This window comes from Pseudomonas sp. RW407, from assembly GCF_003176655.1.
Lineage (GTDB): Bacteria > Pseudomonadota > Gammaproteobacteria > Pseudomonadales > Pseudomonadaceae > Pseudomonas > Pseudomonas delhiensis.
In genome coordinates, this window is the sequence record NZ_QGSL01000029.1 from 77,274 (window position 1) to 94,754 (window position 17,481).

15 protein-coding genes are annotated in these 17,481 nt (G+C 61.6%); 5 read left to right on the plus strand and 10 right to left on the minus strand.

What is annotated here, in order from left to right:
* The first annotated feature begins 34 nt into the window (after positions 1–34).
* From DK254_RS01235 to DK254_RS01250, 4 genes are all read left to right on the plus strand, one after another.
* Entirely contained in the window at positions 35–1,342 is a 1,308-nt protein-coding gene (locus tag DK254_RS01235; protein WP_058490431.1) for an amidohydrolase family protein, read from the plus strand.
* Between the two features lie 70 nt (positions 1,343–1,412).
* A complete protein-coding gene (locus tag DK254_RS01240; protein WP_058490433.1) occupies positions 1,413–2,333 on the plus strand; it encodes a VOC family protein in 921 nt (306 codons plus the stop codon).
* 44 nt (positions 2,334–2,377) lie between these two features.
* Entirely contained in the window at positions 2,378–3,961 is a 1,584-nt protein-coding gene (locus DK254_RS01245; RefSeq protein ID WP_058490435.1) for an NAD(P)/FAD-dependent oxidoreductase, read from the plus strand.
* Between the two features lie 24 nt (positions 3,962–3,985).
* Positions 3,986–4,228: a hypothetical protein gene (locus DK254_RS01250; RefSeq protein ID WP_058490436.1), complete on the plus strand. Its 243-nt coding sequence runs from the start codon at positions 3,986–3,988 to the stop codon at positions 4,226–4,228.
* Positions 4,229–4,266: 38 nt separating this feature from the next.
* Here the strand turns inward: DK254_RS01250 and DK254_RS01255 are convergent, their stop codons facing one another.
* The 5 genes from DK254_RS01255 to DK254_RS01275 all read right to left on the minus strand — a co-directional run bounded on the left by DK254_RS01255 (position 4,267) and on the right by DK254_RS01275 (position 9,227).
* On the minus strand, positions 4,267–4,617 hold the full coding sequence (locus DK254_RS01255; RefSeq protein ID WP_058490438.1) for a nuclear transport factor 2 family protein: 351 nt from the start codon (positions 4,615–4,617) through the stop codon (positions 4,267–4,269).
* Positions 4,614–5,948 (minus strand): MFS transporter, encoded by a 1,335-nt coding sequence (locus tag DK254_RS01260; RefSeq protein ID WP_058490441.1) that lies wholly within the window; start codon positions 5,946–5,948, stop codon positions 4,614–4,616. The genes DK254_RS01255 and DK254_RS01260 overlap by 4 nt, the downstream gene beginning before the upstream one ends.
* A gap of 49 nt (positions 5,949–5,997) precedes the next feature.
* Positions 5,998–6,786 (minus strand): SDR family NAD(P)-dependent oxidoreductase, encoded by a 789-nt coding sequence (locus DK254_RS01265; RefSeq protein WP_058490443.1) that lies wholly within the window; start codon positions 6,784–6,786, stop codon positions 5,998–6,000.
* Positions 6,787–6,857: 71 nt separating this feature from the next.
* The gene (locus DK254_RS01270) at positions 6,858–7,889 is read right to left on the minus strand and encodes a hypothetical protein (protein ID WP_058490445.1); all 1,032 of its coding nucleotides are present in this window, start codon (positions 7,887–7,889) and stop codon (positions 6,858–6,860) included.
* A gap of 57 nt (positions 7,890–7,946) precedes the next feature.
* Entirely contained in the window at positions 7,947–9,227 is a 1,281-nt protein-coding gene (locus DK254_RS01275; RefSeq protein ID WP_058490447.1) for a cytochrome P450, read from the minus strand.
* A gap of 261 nt (positions 9,228–9,488) precedes the next feature.
* On the opposite strand from DK254_RS01275, the gene DK254_RS01280 reads away from it, so the two are divergent.
* Positions 9,489–10,124 (plus strand): TetR/AcrR family transcriptional regulator, encoded by a 636-nt coding sequence (locus DK254_RS01280; protein ID WP_058490449.1) that lies wholly within the window; start codon positions 9,489–9,491, stop codon positions 10,122–10,124.
* A 36-nt stretch (positions 10,125–10,160) separates the two neighbouring features.
* Here DK254_RS01280 and DK254_RS01285 read toward each other — a convergent pair whose 3' ends face one another.
* From DK254_RS01285 to DK254_RS01305, 5 genes are all read right to left on the minus strand, one after another.
* Positions 10,161–11,777, minus strand: coding sequence for an NAD(P)/FAD-dependent oxidoreductase (locus tag DK254_RS01285; protein WP_058490451.1), 1,617 nt, complete (start codon positions 11,775–11,777; stop codon positions 10,161–10,163).
* A 466-nt stretch (positions 11,778–12,243) separates the two neighbouring features.
* Entirely contained in the window at positions 12,244–13,065 is an 822-nt protein-coding gene (locus DK254_RS01290) for an SDR family NAD(P)-dependent oxidoreductase (protein WP_058490453.1), read from the minus strand.
* Between the two features lie 36 nt (positions 13,066–13,101).
* The gene (locus tag DK254_RS01295; RefSeq protein ID WP_058490455.1) at positions 13,102–13,920 is read right to left on the minus strand and encodes an enoyl-CoA hydratase/isomerase family protein; all 819 of its coding nucleotides are present in this window, start codon (positions 13,918–13,920) and stop codon (positions 13,102–13,104) included.
* Positions 13,917–14,888 (minus strand): hypothetical protein, encoded by a 972-nt coding sequence (locus tag DK254_RS01300; RefSeq protein WP_058490457.1) that lies wholly within the window; start codon positions 14,886–14,888, stop codon positions 13,917–13,919. Before DK254_RS01300 ends, DK254_RS01295 begins: the two co-directional genes overlap by 4 nt.
* A gap of 72 nt (positions 14,889–14,960) precedes the next feature.
* Positions 14,961–17,456: an RND family transporter gene (locus DK254_RS01305; RefSeq protein ID WP_058490463.1), complete on the minus strand. Its 2,496-nt coding sequence runs from the start codon at positions 17,454–17,456 to the stop codon at positions 14,961–14,963.
* Between the last annotated feature and the right edge of the window lie 25 nt (positions 17,457–17,481).

The window sequence follows — 17,481 nt, forward strand, 5'->3', positions numbered from 1 at the left end:
CCGCAGCCGCTGCGGCCAACCACGGAGAACGACAATGCAACTCGAAGACATGATCCTCGTCAGCGTGGACGACCACGCCATCGAACCGGCCGGCGCCTTCGACCGCCACATGCCGGCACGCTTCAAGGGCCGCCAGCCGCGCGTCGAGCAGCACGGCGGCCGTGATGTCTGGGTATTCGAAGGCCAGGCCACGGGCTACATGGGCCTCAACTCGGTGGTCGGCCGGCCCAAGGAGGAATACGGTATGGAGCCGCTGGGCTACGAGCACATGCGCCGCGGCACCTGGGACATCAAGGCCCGCGTCGATGACATGAGCGCCAACGGCATCCTCGGCTCGATCTGCTTCCCCACCTTCCCCGGCTTCGCCGGCCAGCGCTTCCAGAACCACCCGGACCGCGCCGTGTCCCTGGCGGCCATCCAGGCCTACAACGACTGGCACCTGCACGACTGGTGCAACGTCGCGCCGGGACGTTTCATCCCGCTGATGCTGGTGCCCTGGTGGGACATGCAGGCCGCCGCCGCCGAAGTCGAGCGTCTGGCCAAACTCGGCGTGCATGCCCTGTCGCTGTCCGACAACCCAGCGCTGCACGGCTTCCCGTCGATCCACAGCGACTACTGGGACCCACTGTGGAAAGCCTGCTCCGACAACAACGTGGTGATCTGCTGCCACATCGGCACCGGCATCAAGGCCGAGCACGCATCCGAGCTGTCGCCGATCGATGCCTGGATCACCTCCATGCCGATCTCCATCGCCAACTCGGCCGCCGACTGGATCTGGGCGCCGATGTGGAAGAAGTTCCCCAACCTGCGCATGGCCCTGTCCGAAGGCGGCATCGGCTGGATCCCCTACCTGCTGGAACGCGCCGACTTCACCCATCGCCACCACCACGCCTGGACCAACGCCGACTTCGGCGGCAAGAAGCCCAGCGACATCTTCCGCAAGCACATAATCACCTGCTTCATCGAGGACGATTTCGGCCTGCGCAACCTGCCGGACGTGGGTGAGAACATGGTCACCTGGGAATGCGACTACCCGCACTCCGACTGCACCTGGCCGAATTCGCCGGAAGTGGCCTGGGAAAGCCTGCGCAAGCTGCCCGAGGCGACCATCCACAAGGTCACCCACCTCAACGCCATGCGTGAGTTCTCCTACGACCCGTTCCCCCTGCTCGGTCGGGAGAATTGCACCGTCGGCGCGCTGCGCGCCCAGGCCACGCACGTCAATATCGAGCCGGCACTGGGCATGGGCGGAGCCGCGCCCAAGCGCGAGAAAGGCCAGCCGGTGACCTCCGGCGACATCAACGCGATGTTCGCCCAGGCGGACGCCCAGACCGCGTTGTAGGAAAGGCCATGGCGCCCCTCCCGGGCAAAGGCCGGGAGGGGACGGTTCAAGACCACGACACGAGGCCAGCATGGACATCATCGGCATTGGCTACCTGGGCTTCGAAAGCCCGAACCTGGACGCCTGGCGCGAGTACGCACCGCAGGTGCTCGGCCTGGGGCTGGGCAACGCCCCGGCGGGCGACCCCGACTCACTGTACCTGCGCAGCGACGACCGCCGTCACCGCATCGCCTTTCACCCCGGCCCCATCGACCACATCGCCTATATCGGCTGGGAAGCCCGCGGACGGCAGGCCTTCGACGCCGCAGTGGCGCGCTTTCGCGCAACCGGGGTGGCCCTGGAAATCGGCGATGACGCCTTGCGCGAGATACGCGGAGTGCGCGAACTGGTGCGCTTCCGCTGCCCGGCGGGCTACCAGCACGAACTCTTCTACGGACAGAAGTGGACGCCGCGCTCGTTCGTTCCCGGTCGCCCCCACGGCGGTTTCGTCGCCGACGAGCGCGGCGTCGGCCATATCGTCCTGATGACGCCGGACTACGGTCCCGAACTGGAAGCCTTCTTCATCGAGCTGATGGGCTTCCACTGGTACGGCGCGGGCGCCGGCAAGGGCCGTACCGGCTTCTTCCGGGCCAAGCTGAACGACAAGACCAGCCACGACATCGCCTTCGGCCATGCCCCCGGCATGAAGGGGGTGCAGCACATCGGCCTGTTCGTCAAGAGCCTGAGCGATCTCGGCAAGACCTACGACATCGTGCGCCAGCGCGAGCTGCCGATGCAGATGACCCTCGGCCAGCACTGTCAGGACCCGCACGTTTCCTTCTACCACTTCAGCCCGTCCGGGTTCGCGGTTGAGTGCATCCATGAATTGGAGCCCTGGCACCACGACGGCTTCGAGCTGAACCCCGAGCATCTGAGCGTTTGGGGCCATGAGCGGGCCGGACCGATCCTTGGCCCCAGCGTCATGCCCGTGGAGCGCTACCCCGACGACTGAGCGCGTGAATCCAACACCAACATCGACAGAAAAAGGACAAGAAGATGAGCAAGACCTACGACATCGTCATCGCCGGCGGCGGCCACAACGGTCTGGTCGCCGCCTGCTACCTGGCCAAGGCCGGGCGCAGCGTGTGCGTGGTGGAGAAGAACGACAAGGTCGGCGGCGGGGTCATGACCCGCGAGCTGACCATTCCCGGCTTCAAGCACGACGTCTGCTCGGTGGCGCACACCCTGCTGCAGGCCAACCCGCTGCTACGCAACGACGAGCTGGAGCTGAAAGCGAAGTTCGGCCTGAAATACATCAACCCCGACAAGATGACCGCGATCTTCTACGACGACGGCAGCACCCTGGAGTTCTACACCGACCTAGAGCGCACCTGCCAGGCCATCGCCAAGTTTTCCGAGCGTGACGCCGACGCCTACCGCCGCTTCAACTACCAGGTGTTCCAGAACCTCGACATGCTGGTCATGGGCATGTTCAACACGCCGCCTAGCGCTTCGCACCAAGCACTGATGATGGAACAGAGCCAGGTCGGCCAGGAACTGATGCGCACCCAGGCGATGAGCGCCTGGGACTACATCAGCGAATGGTTCGAGAACGACAAGGTCAAGATCGCCCTGGCCCGCTACGCTTCCGAGGCGATGATGAACCCGTTCGACAACGGCACCGGCTTCGGCTTCTACATCATCCTGCCGCTGATGCACCGCTACGGCGTGGGCATCCCGGTCGGCGGTTCCGGAGCCTTCGCCGACGCCCTGCGCGCCTGCCTGGAACACCATGGCGGCGAGGTGCGCACTGAGGCGCCGATCAAACAGTTCAAGATTGACGGCGGCAAGACGACCGGCGTGATCCTCGACAGCGGCGAGGAAATCCTCGCTCGCCAGGGCGTGATCTCCACCCTGCATGCCAAGCAGGTATTCCCCGCCATGGTCCCCGGCTGCGAGTTGCCCGAAGGCTTCGAGCAGCGCATCCGCACCCTCAAGCACAGCAGCTTCCAGCCGTTCAACATGCACGTCGCCCTGCGCGAGGCACCGCGCTATAAGGTCGGCCCGGCGGTGGACGACTTCTTCTGGGTGGAACGCTCGCATTCCGACCCCGAGGAATTCGCCCGCGCCTTCCGCGACCTGGAGTACGGCATCCCGCGCCGCGACTTCATCGCCTACGTGACCCAGGACACCTACGATAAGACCCGCGCCCCTGAAGGCAGTCGCGTGCTCAACATGTACGCCTTCTGCCCCTACCACCTCAAGGGCGGCGCCCAGCGCTGGGACGAGATCGGCAAAGAGGTGGCCCACGCTTTTCTCGATGATCTGCGCAAGCTCACCACCAACATGGACGACGACAACATCCTCGGCTTCTCGTGGATGACCCCGCTGGACATCGAACGCCACAACAACGCCATGATCGGCGCCGACATCCTGCATTTCGGCTCCTACTCCTGGCAGATCGCCGGCAACCGCCCTGCTCCCGGCTACGCCCAGTACAAGTCGCCGGTGGCGGGCCTGTACCTGGCCGGCGCCAGCACCCACCCCGGCGGCGGTGTCACCGCCGCCTCCGGGCGCAACGTGGCGCGGGTGCTGCTGGAGGAATCCGGCCTGGACTTCGACGAACTGGTCGGGGCCTGAGCCCCAGGCAGGAGCAAGCGCAGCATGAAGATGTTCAGCAAGGAAGGCGTGGAGATGGTGGACGTCAAATCCATCACTCGCGAGGGTCAACGACTGGTGATCAAGGGCAAGGTCATGGGTGCCATGAGCACCACCATCCTGGTCCACCCGCAAGACTGCTGGCAGGCCGCCCAGCTGCTCGGCATCGGCGTGATCCTACGCCTGCCGCTGCTCCTGTTCCAGGGCTGGCGGGCAGCGCGCAGGCAGGAGCGGGCCGCTCGCGGCTGAGCGTCAGGGGCGCGCGCCTGCGTGCCCCGTGGCTTCCTTCACGCCTTGATGAAATATCGCACCCACAACCTGCCGTCCTGGAAACGGTACAGCTCGATGGTCTCGATACCGCCATTGCCGTCACGCAACGCATTGCGATGATGGCAGGCGGCTTCCTCGCCGTTGATGATGGTTTCCTTGACCTCCACGCGAAAACGCGGCTGCTGGTTTTCCCACATGCCTTCGAGGATCTGCCATGGGTCGGTCGGCAGAGCACGGCCAACGTACTCGATGTTCAGGCCAGCGGGCGACATCCGCCGGTAATGCTCGAAGAACCCCTCCTTGTCGCCGTTGTTCCAGCAATCGATCTGGCCATGCAGGAAATGCTCGATGGTTTCTTGCGCACTCATTGCTTACTCCTAGTATCCGCAGACGGGCAGGCCCGCCGGACGTTCGCACACCGCTTCAGGCATGCCGTTGCTTGGACCGCGACCACCGCTGCCGGCCGCAGCCAGAGCAGGATCGACGGCCCGATGAGGGAACAGGCCAGGCAGCACAGCAGCACCGCCGAATAGCCCTGGTACGCCTCGTAGAGATAACCGAAGAACACCGGCATCAAGCCGGACATGACTGTGACCAAGGCCAGGTGCAGGCCGAAGATACGCGCGTAGTCGCGCAGCCCGAAATAACGCGCTATGAGGAATGCCGCCAGGTCGAATTCAGCACCGGCGCTGACACCGACGCACAGGGTGGCGAACACCAGCAGCGCGGTACTCTGCACACCAGCGAACAGAAAGACCGCGCAACCGATGGCCGGTAGCGCCAGGCTCGTCACTGCGACCAGGACCGGAGGGTAGCGGTCCAGCAGATAGCCTACCAATAGACGCCCGGCGATGATGGAAATGCCGAAGCTGCTGAAGATCTGGCTCGCTACTTGGGCGGAAAGCCCCTTGCTCTGCAACATGGGCACTATATTGGTGACCATACCGACGGTAAGGCACACCGATAGGATCAGCGCGACATTGAAACTCCAATATACCGGCGAGCGCAGTGCCTGGCGGAAGCTGAAACCGTTCAGTTGTGTAGCCAACGCACGCTCCGTCGAGGACATGGACTCGACCTCCGTTGGCAAACGCATCCATGCCAAGGCCATAGGCAAGGTAAACAGCAAGGGCAGCGCCGCTAGGGCGAAAAAGCCAGCCTGCCAGCCGAACCGGGCGATCAGGCCGGCCAGTAATGGCGGCAGCAGCAGCGCCATCATCCCAGTGCCGCAGAGGATAGCCGCCAAGGCCAAACCACGGTTGCGCTCGAACCACAGGTTGACCAGTTGCGTCCAGGTAATGGCAATAGTGCCTGCACAGACCAACGGCATGGAGAAGAACGCCAGGTACAGCCAACCGATGGAATGCTCGATCCGCGTGATTGCCACATAGCCGACCACCTGCAGCAGGATCGATACGATCGCCACCCGCCGCAGGCCGAAACGGTGATACAGCGGGCCGACCAGTTGGGTGGAAACGGCCACACCGGCAAACAGGAAGGTGATAGACGCTTGTAGCTCGCCCCGGCTCCAACCAAAGGCCTGCTCAAGGGGAATGACCAGGGTGCCGAAGCCATAAAGCAAACCGGCGCTGATACTGGTGCAGATCCCCACGAGACCGAGTAGCAGGATGCGCCAGCCACGCCTGAACTCAGCAATGTCGAAAGCTGAGCGCCAGTATGAATTGGAGGTATCGGACATACAGGGACTCCTGACGCAATCGCCCGTTGGCAGCCTGCGCAATCCGGGCTCAATGCCCCTTGAGGATTTCTTCGACCTTGGGCATGGCCACCATAGTGGCGCCGCCGTCGACCAGCAGGGAGGTACCAGTGATATAGGAAGCGTCGTCGGAGGTCAGGAACAACGCAGCGGCGGCGATATCCGCCGACTGCCCCAAACGGGGCACAGGGAAGCGCTCGGCCAGGCGGTGCGGTAGCTCTTCCCCCAGGGACTCGAACATGTGATCGGTGCCTATCAGCCCCGGCTCGATCACGTTGACCAGAATGTTCAGTGCGCCGAACTCCACCGCCAGCCCACGGGCAAAGGCGTTCATGAACGCCTTGCTGGAACTGTACGGGATCAGCGTTGGCGTGTACTTGCGATTGGCCTCGCCAGAGGAGATGAATACGATCCGGCCCTTGTCCTGCGCCTTAGAAAGATGGGGTGCCGCATCCTTGGCCAGCCAGAACAGCGACTGGATATTGCTGCGCACCAAATGATCGAACGTCTCGTCCGTCATCTCGACGACCAACCCGGATGATGTATCCGCGGCACAATGGACAAGGATGTCCAGTGCGCCAAAATGCTCCACACCACCCTCGATCATGGTCTTGACCGACGAGCGGTCGGCAATGTCACCACCGACCAGGTGAGCCTCGCTGCCCAGTGCCGCGATCTGCGCGACGGTTTCCTCGCCATGGCGTGGCGTACGAGCAGACACTATCACCTTTGCCCCTTCGCTCGCGTACGCCAGCGCGATGGCTCGCCCCATGCCTCGCCCGGCACCGGTGACCAGCACCACCTTGTTCTTGAACCTCATCGGCTGTTTCCCCTGTTCTTGTACGGAACACTCCCGCGGAGCTTGGGCCGCACGGAGCCCGAGCGGCCAGATCAGATATCCCGGCCCGGCATGTTGCGCGCCGAACCGTTGCGCCGGTCGGACTCTCCCCAGCCTAGCCAGTGCGAAGGCTCTCGGGTGTCTCCGACACGGCGCCAGCGCCCCTCCTGCTGTGCGGTGATCGGGAAGCCACCGACAAAGTCGATCATTTCACCCCTGGTGTCGGGAAGAAACTCCCACTCCTCCTCACCTTCGAGCACAATTCGAGCCGACTCAAGGAAGTAGCTACCTTCCTTGTGCCGGGTTTGTCCTTCGATATCGGTGGTCACACGCACCTCACCTTTATCGTTGGTGAAGATCGCATAGCCCAGGTGATCGTGGCCAACCATGAAGGAACCGGCGTCCCAACTGCCGTCCTTGTAGACAGTGACAAACGACCACCAGAGCACGTGCTTGTTGTTATTGACTACAAGGTCCTTCTTGAAGTGGATTGCACCGCCCTCTGCCATGTAGAACTGGTCCAGCGCCATCGCCCCCTTCACCGGCCGTCCTTCGCAGATGCCGGCCAGTTCCCAGAGTTGGGACACATAGAAGGTGCCCCATTCCACTCCCGGCAGATACCACTGCAGGCCCGGGCCGAGCAGCCGTCCTTCCAGTTGGAACAGGCCGTCCTCGCGCCAGCTCAGGCGTTCACTGTTGGCCGTGATTTCCCAACCATTACCGGCCTCGCCGGGTTGGCTGGTCCAGCGCACGGTGTCGCCCTCCAGGGTCTGCACCGGCATCGGCGTCGACGCCTGGCGAGCCATCTTCTCGTGATCCATGCGCAGGTTGATACCGTCGACATGGTTGTTCAGGTAGAAGAACTTGGTCGGGTTCGGCGTACCGCCCGGCGCCATCAGCGAACGCACGAATGAATAGATGTTGCCCTCCTCGTCACGCACCGAGCCGAACGGCGAGGATTTGCTCAACTGCAAGCCGAAATAACCCCGGATACCACCCATCGAGGCACCGCTGACTTGATGCGGGCCGACCAGTTGCTGGAAACCAAAGTCACCACGCACGGGAATCGTCTTGAAAGTTCTCATGGGGATTCTCTCTTGTCGTAATTGTCGAGGGCACGCAAGGCAAAGGGGCAGCGAGGCTCAGTCCCAGATCACCGGGAGCGACGAGGCACCGCGTAACTGTGCACCCTCGATGACCGGCACCGACTTCGACGGATCCAGACGGATATTGGGGAACAGGTCGAGGATGGCGTTGATCGAGCAGTTGATCTCGACCTTGGCAATGAACTGACCAATGCACATATGCGGGCCAAAACCGAAGCCGAAGGAAGGCTTGAGCTTGCGGTCGATGTCAAACACGTCAGGGTTCTCGAAAGCGTCCTCGTCGCGGTTGGCGGAAACCACCATGCATTGAACGAAGGAGCCCTTGGGAATTTTCACCCCATGGAACTCCACGTCCTTTGCTGTCTCACGAACCTTGAAGGTCGCCACCGGCTCAAAGCGCGCGGTTTCGTCCATCAACTTGGGAACGAGTGAGCGATCTGCCTTCACCCGCTCCAGCAAGCCCGGAGTGGTGAGCAACAGGGCCATCACCGAGCTGAACATGCGCGTGGTGGTTTCACCAGCAGCGGGCAATAGCGAACGGGTGAAGGTGACTACCTCATGATCGTCCAGAGTGCGTCCTTCGAATTCGGCACGCAGCAGGCGGCCGACCACATCGTCGCCGTGGCTGCCCTCGGCACGCCGCTGCACCACGACGGCGTGGATAGCGTCGTAAAGTCCCTTTACTGCGATGCCGGCACGCTTACGCGCTTCGTCCATCTTCGCTGGGTCGATCTGATTGCCACCAACCATGGCCAGTGCCCAGGCAGCGTATTGCTTGTATTTCGACGGATCGTCTGTGGGGAACCCCATCAGCGCGTACATGATGCGAATCGGCAGCTCCAGGCCGAACTCCATCAGGTCGGCGCTCTTCTTCGATACCAGCGGCTCAAGAAACTCCCTGCGAATCACCTCGTCGATCTGTCCACGCCACTTGTTCACATTCTCCGGCATGAATGCCGGTTGCAGCAGGGCACGCACCTTTCGGTGCGGCTCGCCGTCCATGGCCAGGATCACCAGGCCGTCGAAGAAGGCGCCCAGGCCTTCGGCGATGAAGCCGTTGGTGAAGGTGCTCCCGTCGCGCAGCACCGCCAGCACGTCCTGATACTTAAACAGCGCGAAAGTTGGCCGGGTACCTTGCTGGATACCCGCATTGGTCGGCACCCCGAACTGAGTGATGAAGTCACCTTCGTAGATCGGTGACTTCAACCGCTGCTCTCGGCAAACGGCATGGATGTCCAGGTCGGTACCACGATAGGTTTCGGAGACTGCGGAGTAGTTTTCCTTGAGATCAAGGGCAGAAGCGCTATTAGTGCTCATGAGATTAAACACTCTAAATTGTTGTTGTCGAAGTCGACCGACGCCGGCACGGTGGCAGGCCATCAGCATCACGGGGTAAGGGTCCCGCTGCGATATTTCATTTGGAAACACCCCGGCTTGCTCGCCAGGCCGCAAGTAGCGGTATCCTTTCGGAATCACCAACTTGGGATACTAACGAGCTGCCTCTTTTCTGCGACTCGATTCGTTTTACCCAAGGTCAAACGAAGTACGTCAGCCCATCGCTGCCATAAGGAGCCCAGGGTGAAAACCGCGGTGCAGAATGAACCCGGAAAACGCAACACGATCCGCCGCCTGATCGAGGTAGCCCGCTTGGAATTCGCGAAGAAGGGTCTCACCGGCGTGCGCATGGAGGAGCTCGCCCGCGAAGCGGGGATCACCAAACAGTTGGTCTACCACTACTACGGCTCCAAGGAAGGTCTGTTCATCGCCGTGCTGGACGAATGCTCCGAGCGCGTCATGTCCGAGCTGGTGGAGTTGGATGTCGACTTACTACCACCGATGCAAGCCATGCAGGGAATGCTCAACCACTTTTTCGACCAGTATCGTCACGATCCGCTGCTCGGCGCACTAGCCCTGGAGGGCATCCACTACCACAACACCCACGAGACACCGCGCAACCGCTTCCTGGAGCTGACGCCAAGGCTGATAGACAAGCTCGACGGCATCCTGCGACGCGGCGCCGAGGCTGGGGACTTCAAGGCCGGGATCAACCCCCGGCTGTTTCTCGCCACCGCCGCGCTGGTTACTACCGGCTGGTTCACCAACCGCTATTCGATGTCGGCGCTGGCCGGCCTGGACACCACCTCAGAGGAAGGCATGACCACCTGGCGCCAACATTCTGCGGACTTCATCCTCGCCAGCATCGCCCTGCACTAGAACGACCGTGCCAGAGGACACCTACACGGCCATCGGCTACTTTCTTCCGACTTGCGCCAAGTAGCGCTTCACCCGGCCGGCCGCCAGCCGCCCGGCCATGCCGTTGACGCCACCGCCTGGGTGGATACCGGCGCTCCCCAAGTACAACCCTTCGACCGGGAGAGTCTCTCCACCGAGGCCATAGGCTGGCCGCATGGCACTGGAGCGCATGGACGTGGTGTCGATATGCACCACGCAACCGTTCACTGTATTCAAGCGTGCAGTGAAATCCGGCGCCGCCTCGATCCAGCGCCCAATTACATGCCCCTGAATACCCTCGACGTATTCGGACAGTTGTTCGACCACTTGGTCAGCCACTCGCTCCCTGAGCGCATCCCACCCTTCAAGAGGAGCGACCGGCATTACCGGCGGGTAGATATAGAGCACGTCCTGTCCCTCCGGCGACTGCGAAGGATCCACCGAGTTGGGAGCTACCATGGTGATGTAGGGCAGGCGCGGCACTTCTCCCCGGGCGCTAGAGGCGAAGTTCTCCAGTACCGCCTCTTCGGTACCTATCATCAGGCAGGCCTTGCGCAGGTCGACACCATCGCCTCTGGCAGCCTCGAAACGAGGTACTGCGATCTGTCCATCAAGTGCCAGGTCCACCTTAAGCGGCCCAGAGCCCCTGGCGTTGGCCGGTGCCATGGCGATACGGGTCAGCAGGTTGCGTGGCATTTCTCCGGCGCTGACCATTTCCAGCGCGACCTTGGGATGGCAGCCGGCAACAACCGCACGGGCCGTGAACTCACGTCCATCAGCTAACCGTACACCCCGAACCTTGCCCCGGCTGGCGAGGATTTCCTCGACACGGGCCAGGGTCAGGACCTGGCCACCAAGCTCCTCCAGGCGCGCGCGCATGGCGTTACTGAGCTGCTGCATGCCACCGATCACCCGACCAACACCGAAGCGATGGAGGAAACCCAGCAGGGCGTAATAGATGCCACCACCATCGGCACTGATGTCGCCGGCCAGGCCAGTGAGCGCACACATGGCAGAGATGGTCACCGGGTGCTCGAAGCGCTCCCGCGCGGCCTGGTGTGCCGAACCGGTCATCAGCGCCATCAGCTCGGGCTTGAGCTTGCGGTGTTTGAGTGCAGTACCTACGACCTTCAGCTTGGTCATGATGTTGGTCCGAGCCGGGTCGATCCGCATCATCGGCAAAGCGATGTCGAGGAACAGGTCGATGACCGCCATGAACTCAAGGAATGCCTCAGCGTCCCTGGTGCTGTAACGGCGGATTTCCGCGGCCGTCTTTTGACGATCACGCCAGAACACCAGCGAGGTGCCATCCGGGTGCAAGTACACGTAGCCCGGCGACAGCTCGATCGACTTGAACCCATGCCGTTCGAGCTGCAGCTCGTGGGGTACGTGGGCATGAACGCGCATGGACATCATATCCATCGCGCAAGGGTGTACGAGGTGTTGCGGCGCCTCGGGAATCAGGTAGCCCGATGAGGCCATTCCGCCAACCTTGTCCAGCGCCTCAAGCACCAACACCTTCTTGCCATCCATCCCTAGGTAGCAACCCGCCGACAGGCCGTTGGTACCACCACCCACGATAATTACATCGAAATCCGTGTTGTCATTTTTCATGGCTTGATTGTTCTTGTTCATCGCTGTTTTGAGTAAGTGCCTGGTGGCTCTGGCAATCTCTCACCAGACCACTACTACCTGCTTGGCAGAAGGCTAGGGTCCTGCCTTTCACCGGGAAGGCAACGCTAGCAACAACCAACCGGCAGTGGTTGGGCATCGTTTTACCGGCGGTCAAACAATTCTCCAGCGACTCTTGCGGCGCAAGGCACAGCCCTCGCCGATATCGACATCGGTGACCACGAATAAAAGTTTTCTAAAGGGAACGGTCGATGCGGGCGCAAGGGCATGACTATCGGCAGCTACAAGGGCTGCTCATCCAGGTGGCCAGCAAATTGCCAAGCTACAGCAGGTAGTGGCCAGTCGGGGGAATGCTTGGCGTCTCCGGGCACTGACGACCACACTTCTCGCCCGGGTCCATTCGGATTGGTGCGGATTGAGCTTCAGCACGCAGGCGTGAGGCCTGACCGCCCCTACCGGCCCGCTTCGCTCACATGCTATTGCGCCCCATCTGGTCGAACAGCTTGCGCACCGCTACCAGTGACGGAGTGTGGCTACTGAAGCCGCCATCGGCCACCACGGTACTGCCGGTGATGAACGAGGACTCGTCGGAGGCCAGGAAAGCCACCACGTCGGCGATCTGCCGAGGGGTGCCCAGCTCCGGCGTGCAGTGGTTGTCACGCATGATGTCCAGCAGGGCGTCAGGCAATGGGTGCTGCGGCGCAAGACCGATCTGTACAGCGTTGCCGCGAACCCCCTGCTTGCCGTACTGCGCAGCAACCAGCTTAGGCAGCATCAGCAGCGCCGCCTTGGAGGTGGCGTAGCCTGTCAGCGACATATCCCCCTGCACACCCAGACCGGAGGTGGCGAAAATAATCGAGCCGCCACCTTGCTCCAGCATCACCGGAACGACGTGTTTGGTGCATAGCACCGCTCCACGTAGGTTGACAGCGATGGCCCGGTCGAAAGCGTCCATGTCGAGATTAGCCAGGTCGCGATCGCGCTGTCGCTGCCCGGCATTGAGCACTGCAGCATTGTTATGCAGCACGTCAATGCGACCGAAATGCTCCTTGACCTGGCCAACCATGGCGTGGACGTCCTCTTCCGACGAGACATCGGTGCGGATGCCCAGCGCGTCGTGACCAGAAGATATCAAGGAGGCCGCCACTTCCGCGGCAGCCTCTCCATTGATGTCGACTACGGCAATGGAGGCCCCATGGGAGGCCAAAACCCGCGCGCATTCGGCCCCCAGTCCGCCACCGGAGCCAGTGACGATCGCAACGCGTCCAGATAGTTTTCCCATACTGGTCATAACCTTGTTCTCCACACTACTTTCAACTCATTCCCGTCATTCACCGGTGAAGCGCGGTACACGCCGCTCGGCAAACGCTAGCGCGGCCTCTCGGCGGTCCTTGGTTGGTGCCAGGAGCGCAAACAGATCTAATTCAAGATCCAGTCCGCGCTTGATGTCCAGCTCCAACGCAGCCCGCGCGGCCTGCTTGACGTAAGCAGAAGCGGCAGGCGGCTTGGTGGCTATCAACCGGGCGAGTGCCGCAACCTCATCAAGCCAGTTGGTCTCGTCGCTCGCCAGGCGGGTGATCAGACCAACCCGGCGGGCTTCATCCGCTCTAATCCGCTCACCAGTCAACAGGAGGTCCATGGCTAGCCCCGGAGCAACGACTCGCGCCAAGCGCTGGGTTCCGCCGCCACCGGGAATGAGGCCGAGCCCGGTTTCCGGTAGGGCAAATACCGCACTTGGCGCGGCGAAGCGGATATCGCAAGCCAGAGCCAGCTCCAGACCTCCCCCCATGCAGTAGCCATGGATGGCGGCTATCACTGGCTTGGAGATGCGGTCCAGGGACTCTATCCAGCGGGAATGCTCCATACGCTGACGAACCTGTATGGCCGACTCATCACCACGTTTTTCCTTGATGTCCGCACCGGCGCAAAAACCTCGGTCACCCTCGCCGCGAATTAGGATGACCCGCACCTGCGGGTCGGTCTCCAGCTGCGCCAAAGCCTTCGGCACGCCGATGCGGATATCGTCATTAATAGCGTTGATCTGTCCGGGCCGGGTCAGCACGATCCAACCCAGGGTGGAATCGCGCTCGATGCGAACAGCTCCATTGATCACCAGCGGATCCAATACCTCCGAACTGGAAGTCATACAAGCACCTCCTCGAACTCGAACACCTGGCCGTCCAGTTCCTTCGGGTCGACCTTGATCAGTGGCCGACCACCAACAGCTTCGCTCGACTCGATCCACTGGAAGGCAGTCCCCCGCGCGCGCAACTCCTCAGCCTTCGCAGCCAAGTCGTTGACACCAATGCGGATGTAGTACGGGCCCGGGCCCCAGTTGTTCAAATAGTGACCGGCATCGGTGTTCCAGTGGGTCGCTTCGAGCACATCGAGAGTCGCGCTGTTGGCCACAGTAAAGCCCATGCGCGCTCGGCGATAACCTTCCTCACGCAGTTGCTCCACCGGACCGCTGGGCTCCCAGTCAAGATTGGCGGACACCTTGCGCAAGGTCTCGTCCAGATCACGCACCAGGAAGCCGCGGGCAGTCACCCGCACCATACCGCCGGGCGCCAGGTCACGGGGCTGCACCGGCGGCAGCGCGTAGGTTTCCGCCGGCATCTGCAGCGGCTCGGTCTCCATGATCTCGATGCATAGGCCTCCGTCGACCGAAGGCTGGTAATACGGCTGCTCCGGCGTGGCACCGAGCCATAGGCGATCAAACGGCATCTCCGGCGTGCGCTGCGCCATGCGGAACGGCAGGCGGCGGCGCATCAACTTATCTACCAGCACAGAGAACTTCTCGCGGTGCAGGGCCAGGACAATGGAGTGGGTCATCATCGGCCGATGATGCCCCTGATAGTCCTTGAGGCTTTCTAGGAAATCGTGGAACAACGGGTCTCCGGGGTTCGGCTTGTCGAGGTGCCACTGCGGCTCGATGCGCGTAGGCGCCACCGCCAAGGATTTGTGCACCCGCAGGAAATGCGCGATGTAGGGGTGGTTATCGAACGCCTGCCGCCAGCGCTCATGCTTATAGACACCGAGCTTGTCCACTAGCTTCTCGGTCATCCCGTCGGGGTCCGGCACCATCATGTCGGCGCTCATCAACAATTCGAACATGCAACTTTCCTCTAGTCGTCGGCCAGGCGCGGAGACATACCACCGAGCATCCGCCCCTGTAGGCCGGGTTGATCAATGGGCGGTAGCAACGTGGACGTTTACGTCCGTGCCTTTCCCGAGAGGGCCGGGCACAGTGTTGCCAGCCATCAAGGGTTCTGCGGGACGAGCTTTCGGGTTGAGCAGGAAATGGGACAGGGCCGGTATGAGCACAAGAGCGCCGAGCATGTTCCAGAGGAACATGAAGGTCAGCAGGATGCCCATGTCGGCCTGGAACTTGATGGGTGACCAGGCCCAGGTAACGACGCCCGCCGCCATAGTCAAACCGATCAGGGCTACCACTCTGCCAGTGAAGTCTAGGGAGCGCCGATAAGCCACAGTCAGGCTGCCACCACGCTCCTGCACCGCCAACTGCACGCTGAGCAGGTACAGGGCATAGTCGACGCCGACGCCGACGCCGACGGCGATGACCGGCAAGGTCGCCACCTTCAAGCCAATACCCAGCCACACCATCAGGGCCTTGCAGATGATGGTTGTCATCAGCAACGGAATCAGCGCTACCAGCGTGGCACGCCAGCTACGGAAAGTGAGCAGGCAAAGTAATGCTGTGGCGCCATACACCGCCAGGTACATGGTGACGATACCCCGCTCCACCTCGATGTTTGTAGCAGCCTCGATACCGGCGTTACCGGCGGCAAGGAGGAACTCGACCGGTTGCTCTCCGGTACTGATGTTGTTCTGCCTGGCGAACTCCTCAGCAACCCGCAGCACGCGGTTGAGCGTGTCGGCCTTGTGATCGGCCAGATAGGCAATCAGCGGTGTGATCGAGCACTTCTGGTTGGTGATCCCCGGCGAGGAGATCATCGCCGAGTCTACCGAGGAATTAGTGATCGCCTGGTCACGACTGATGGTCAGCCACTTGCCGCTGCCTTCGGCCATGCCCGCAGTGAAGAAACGCACAGTCTCGGCCAGCGAACTGGTGGTCTGCACGCCCTCGGTCTGACGCAATTGCCAGGCCAGCCGGTCCATAGTCTGCAACGGCTGATAGAGGCGGCAGTTGTCCTCGTTGGTCTTCATGATCACCACGAACTGGTCGCTGGACAGGCCATAGTTGGCGGTGATGAACGCGTTGTCCTGATTGTAGCGCGAGTCAGCGCGCAACTCCGGCGCCCCAGGGTCAAGGTCACCGACCTTGAGATGAAGCATTACCACACTGCATGCAGCGGTAACGATAACGGACAGGGCGATCACCCCTATCGACCAGGGACGTTCGGTGAAGCGGTCAAGACCGTGCCAGATATGGCCGAGGAAACCGCGGTTGGCTTCCCCGGCGCGATCCTTCTCGATGGCGATCCGCGCGGCCTTCTGACTGACCCCGAGATAGGACAGCGCTACGGGGATCAGCAGCAGTTTGGTGAAGATCAGCACAGCCACACCGATACTGGTGGTCAAGGCCAAGTCGCGGATCACCGGGATATCGATGATCACCAGGACGGCGAAGCCGACGATATTACACAGCAACGCTGTCAACCCGGTCAGGAACAAACGGCGGAAGGTGTAGCGGGCAGCAATGTACTTGTGTGTACCACGCCCGATGTCCTGGAGAATGCCGTTCATCTTCTGCGTGCCATGGGAAATCCCGATGGCGAAGATCAGAAACGGCACCAGGATCGAGTAGGGATCCAGTTCGTAGCCGAGTAGCTCCATCAGGCCGAGCAGCCAGATTACGCCAGCCACGGCGATGCCAACCAACAGCAAAGTGCTGCGCAGGCAGCGGGTATAGAAGTAGACGAAGACTGCGGCGATGATCACCGACGCGCCGAAGAACAGCATTACCGCGTAGAGACCATCGATCAGATCACCGACCAGCTTGCTGAAACCAACGATATGGATACCAACCGAGTCGTTCTCCATCGACCGTAGTTGGGTCTCCAACTGGCGGGAGAACTCGCGGTAGTTCAGCGGCTGGCCAGTCTGGGGATTGGTCTCCAAGAGGGGGGCGACGATCATGCTGGAGCGACTGTCGTTGGCCACCAAACTTCCCAGAATGCCTGCGCGCGCGATATTGCGCCGAAGCTTGTTAATGGACGCCTGGCTACCGTTGTAATCGGCGGGCATCACCGCACCACCGTCGATGCCTTCCTCGGTAACCTCCTTCCAGCGCACGATCGGCATCCACAGAGACTTCATCCAAGAACGATCGACCCCGGGAATCAGGTACAGGGTGTCATTCACCTTCTGCAGCGCGGTCAAGTAGTCATGGTCATAGATGTCTCCCTTCTTGTTCTCCACCACGATCCGCACGCTGTTACCGAGCCCAGGCAACTCGCTCTTGTAGGCAAGATAATTCTTGATATACGGGCTGGCGCTAGGAATCATCTTTTCGAAGCTGGCGTTAACCTGCAATCGAGTCGCATGGAAGCCCAGTACCAGGGTGGCAACAAGGCATGCCAGCAACACCAAGATGCGATTGTTGAAGATCACTCGCTCGAGAAACCCGCCGGAGGTCATGTCGAAGTCCCGAAGGTCAGGGATCACCGGCATTCCACTGTTGTATTTCTGCTCGACCATTTCTACGTTCTCTCTGGAGGGGAGC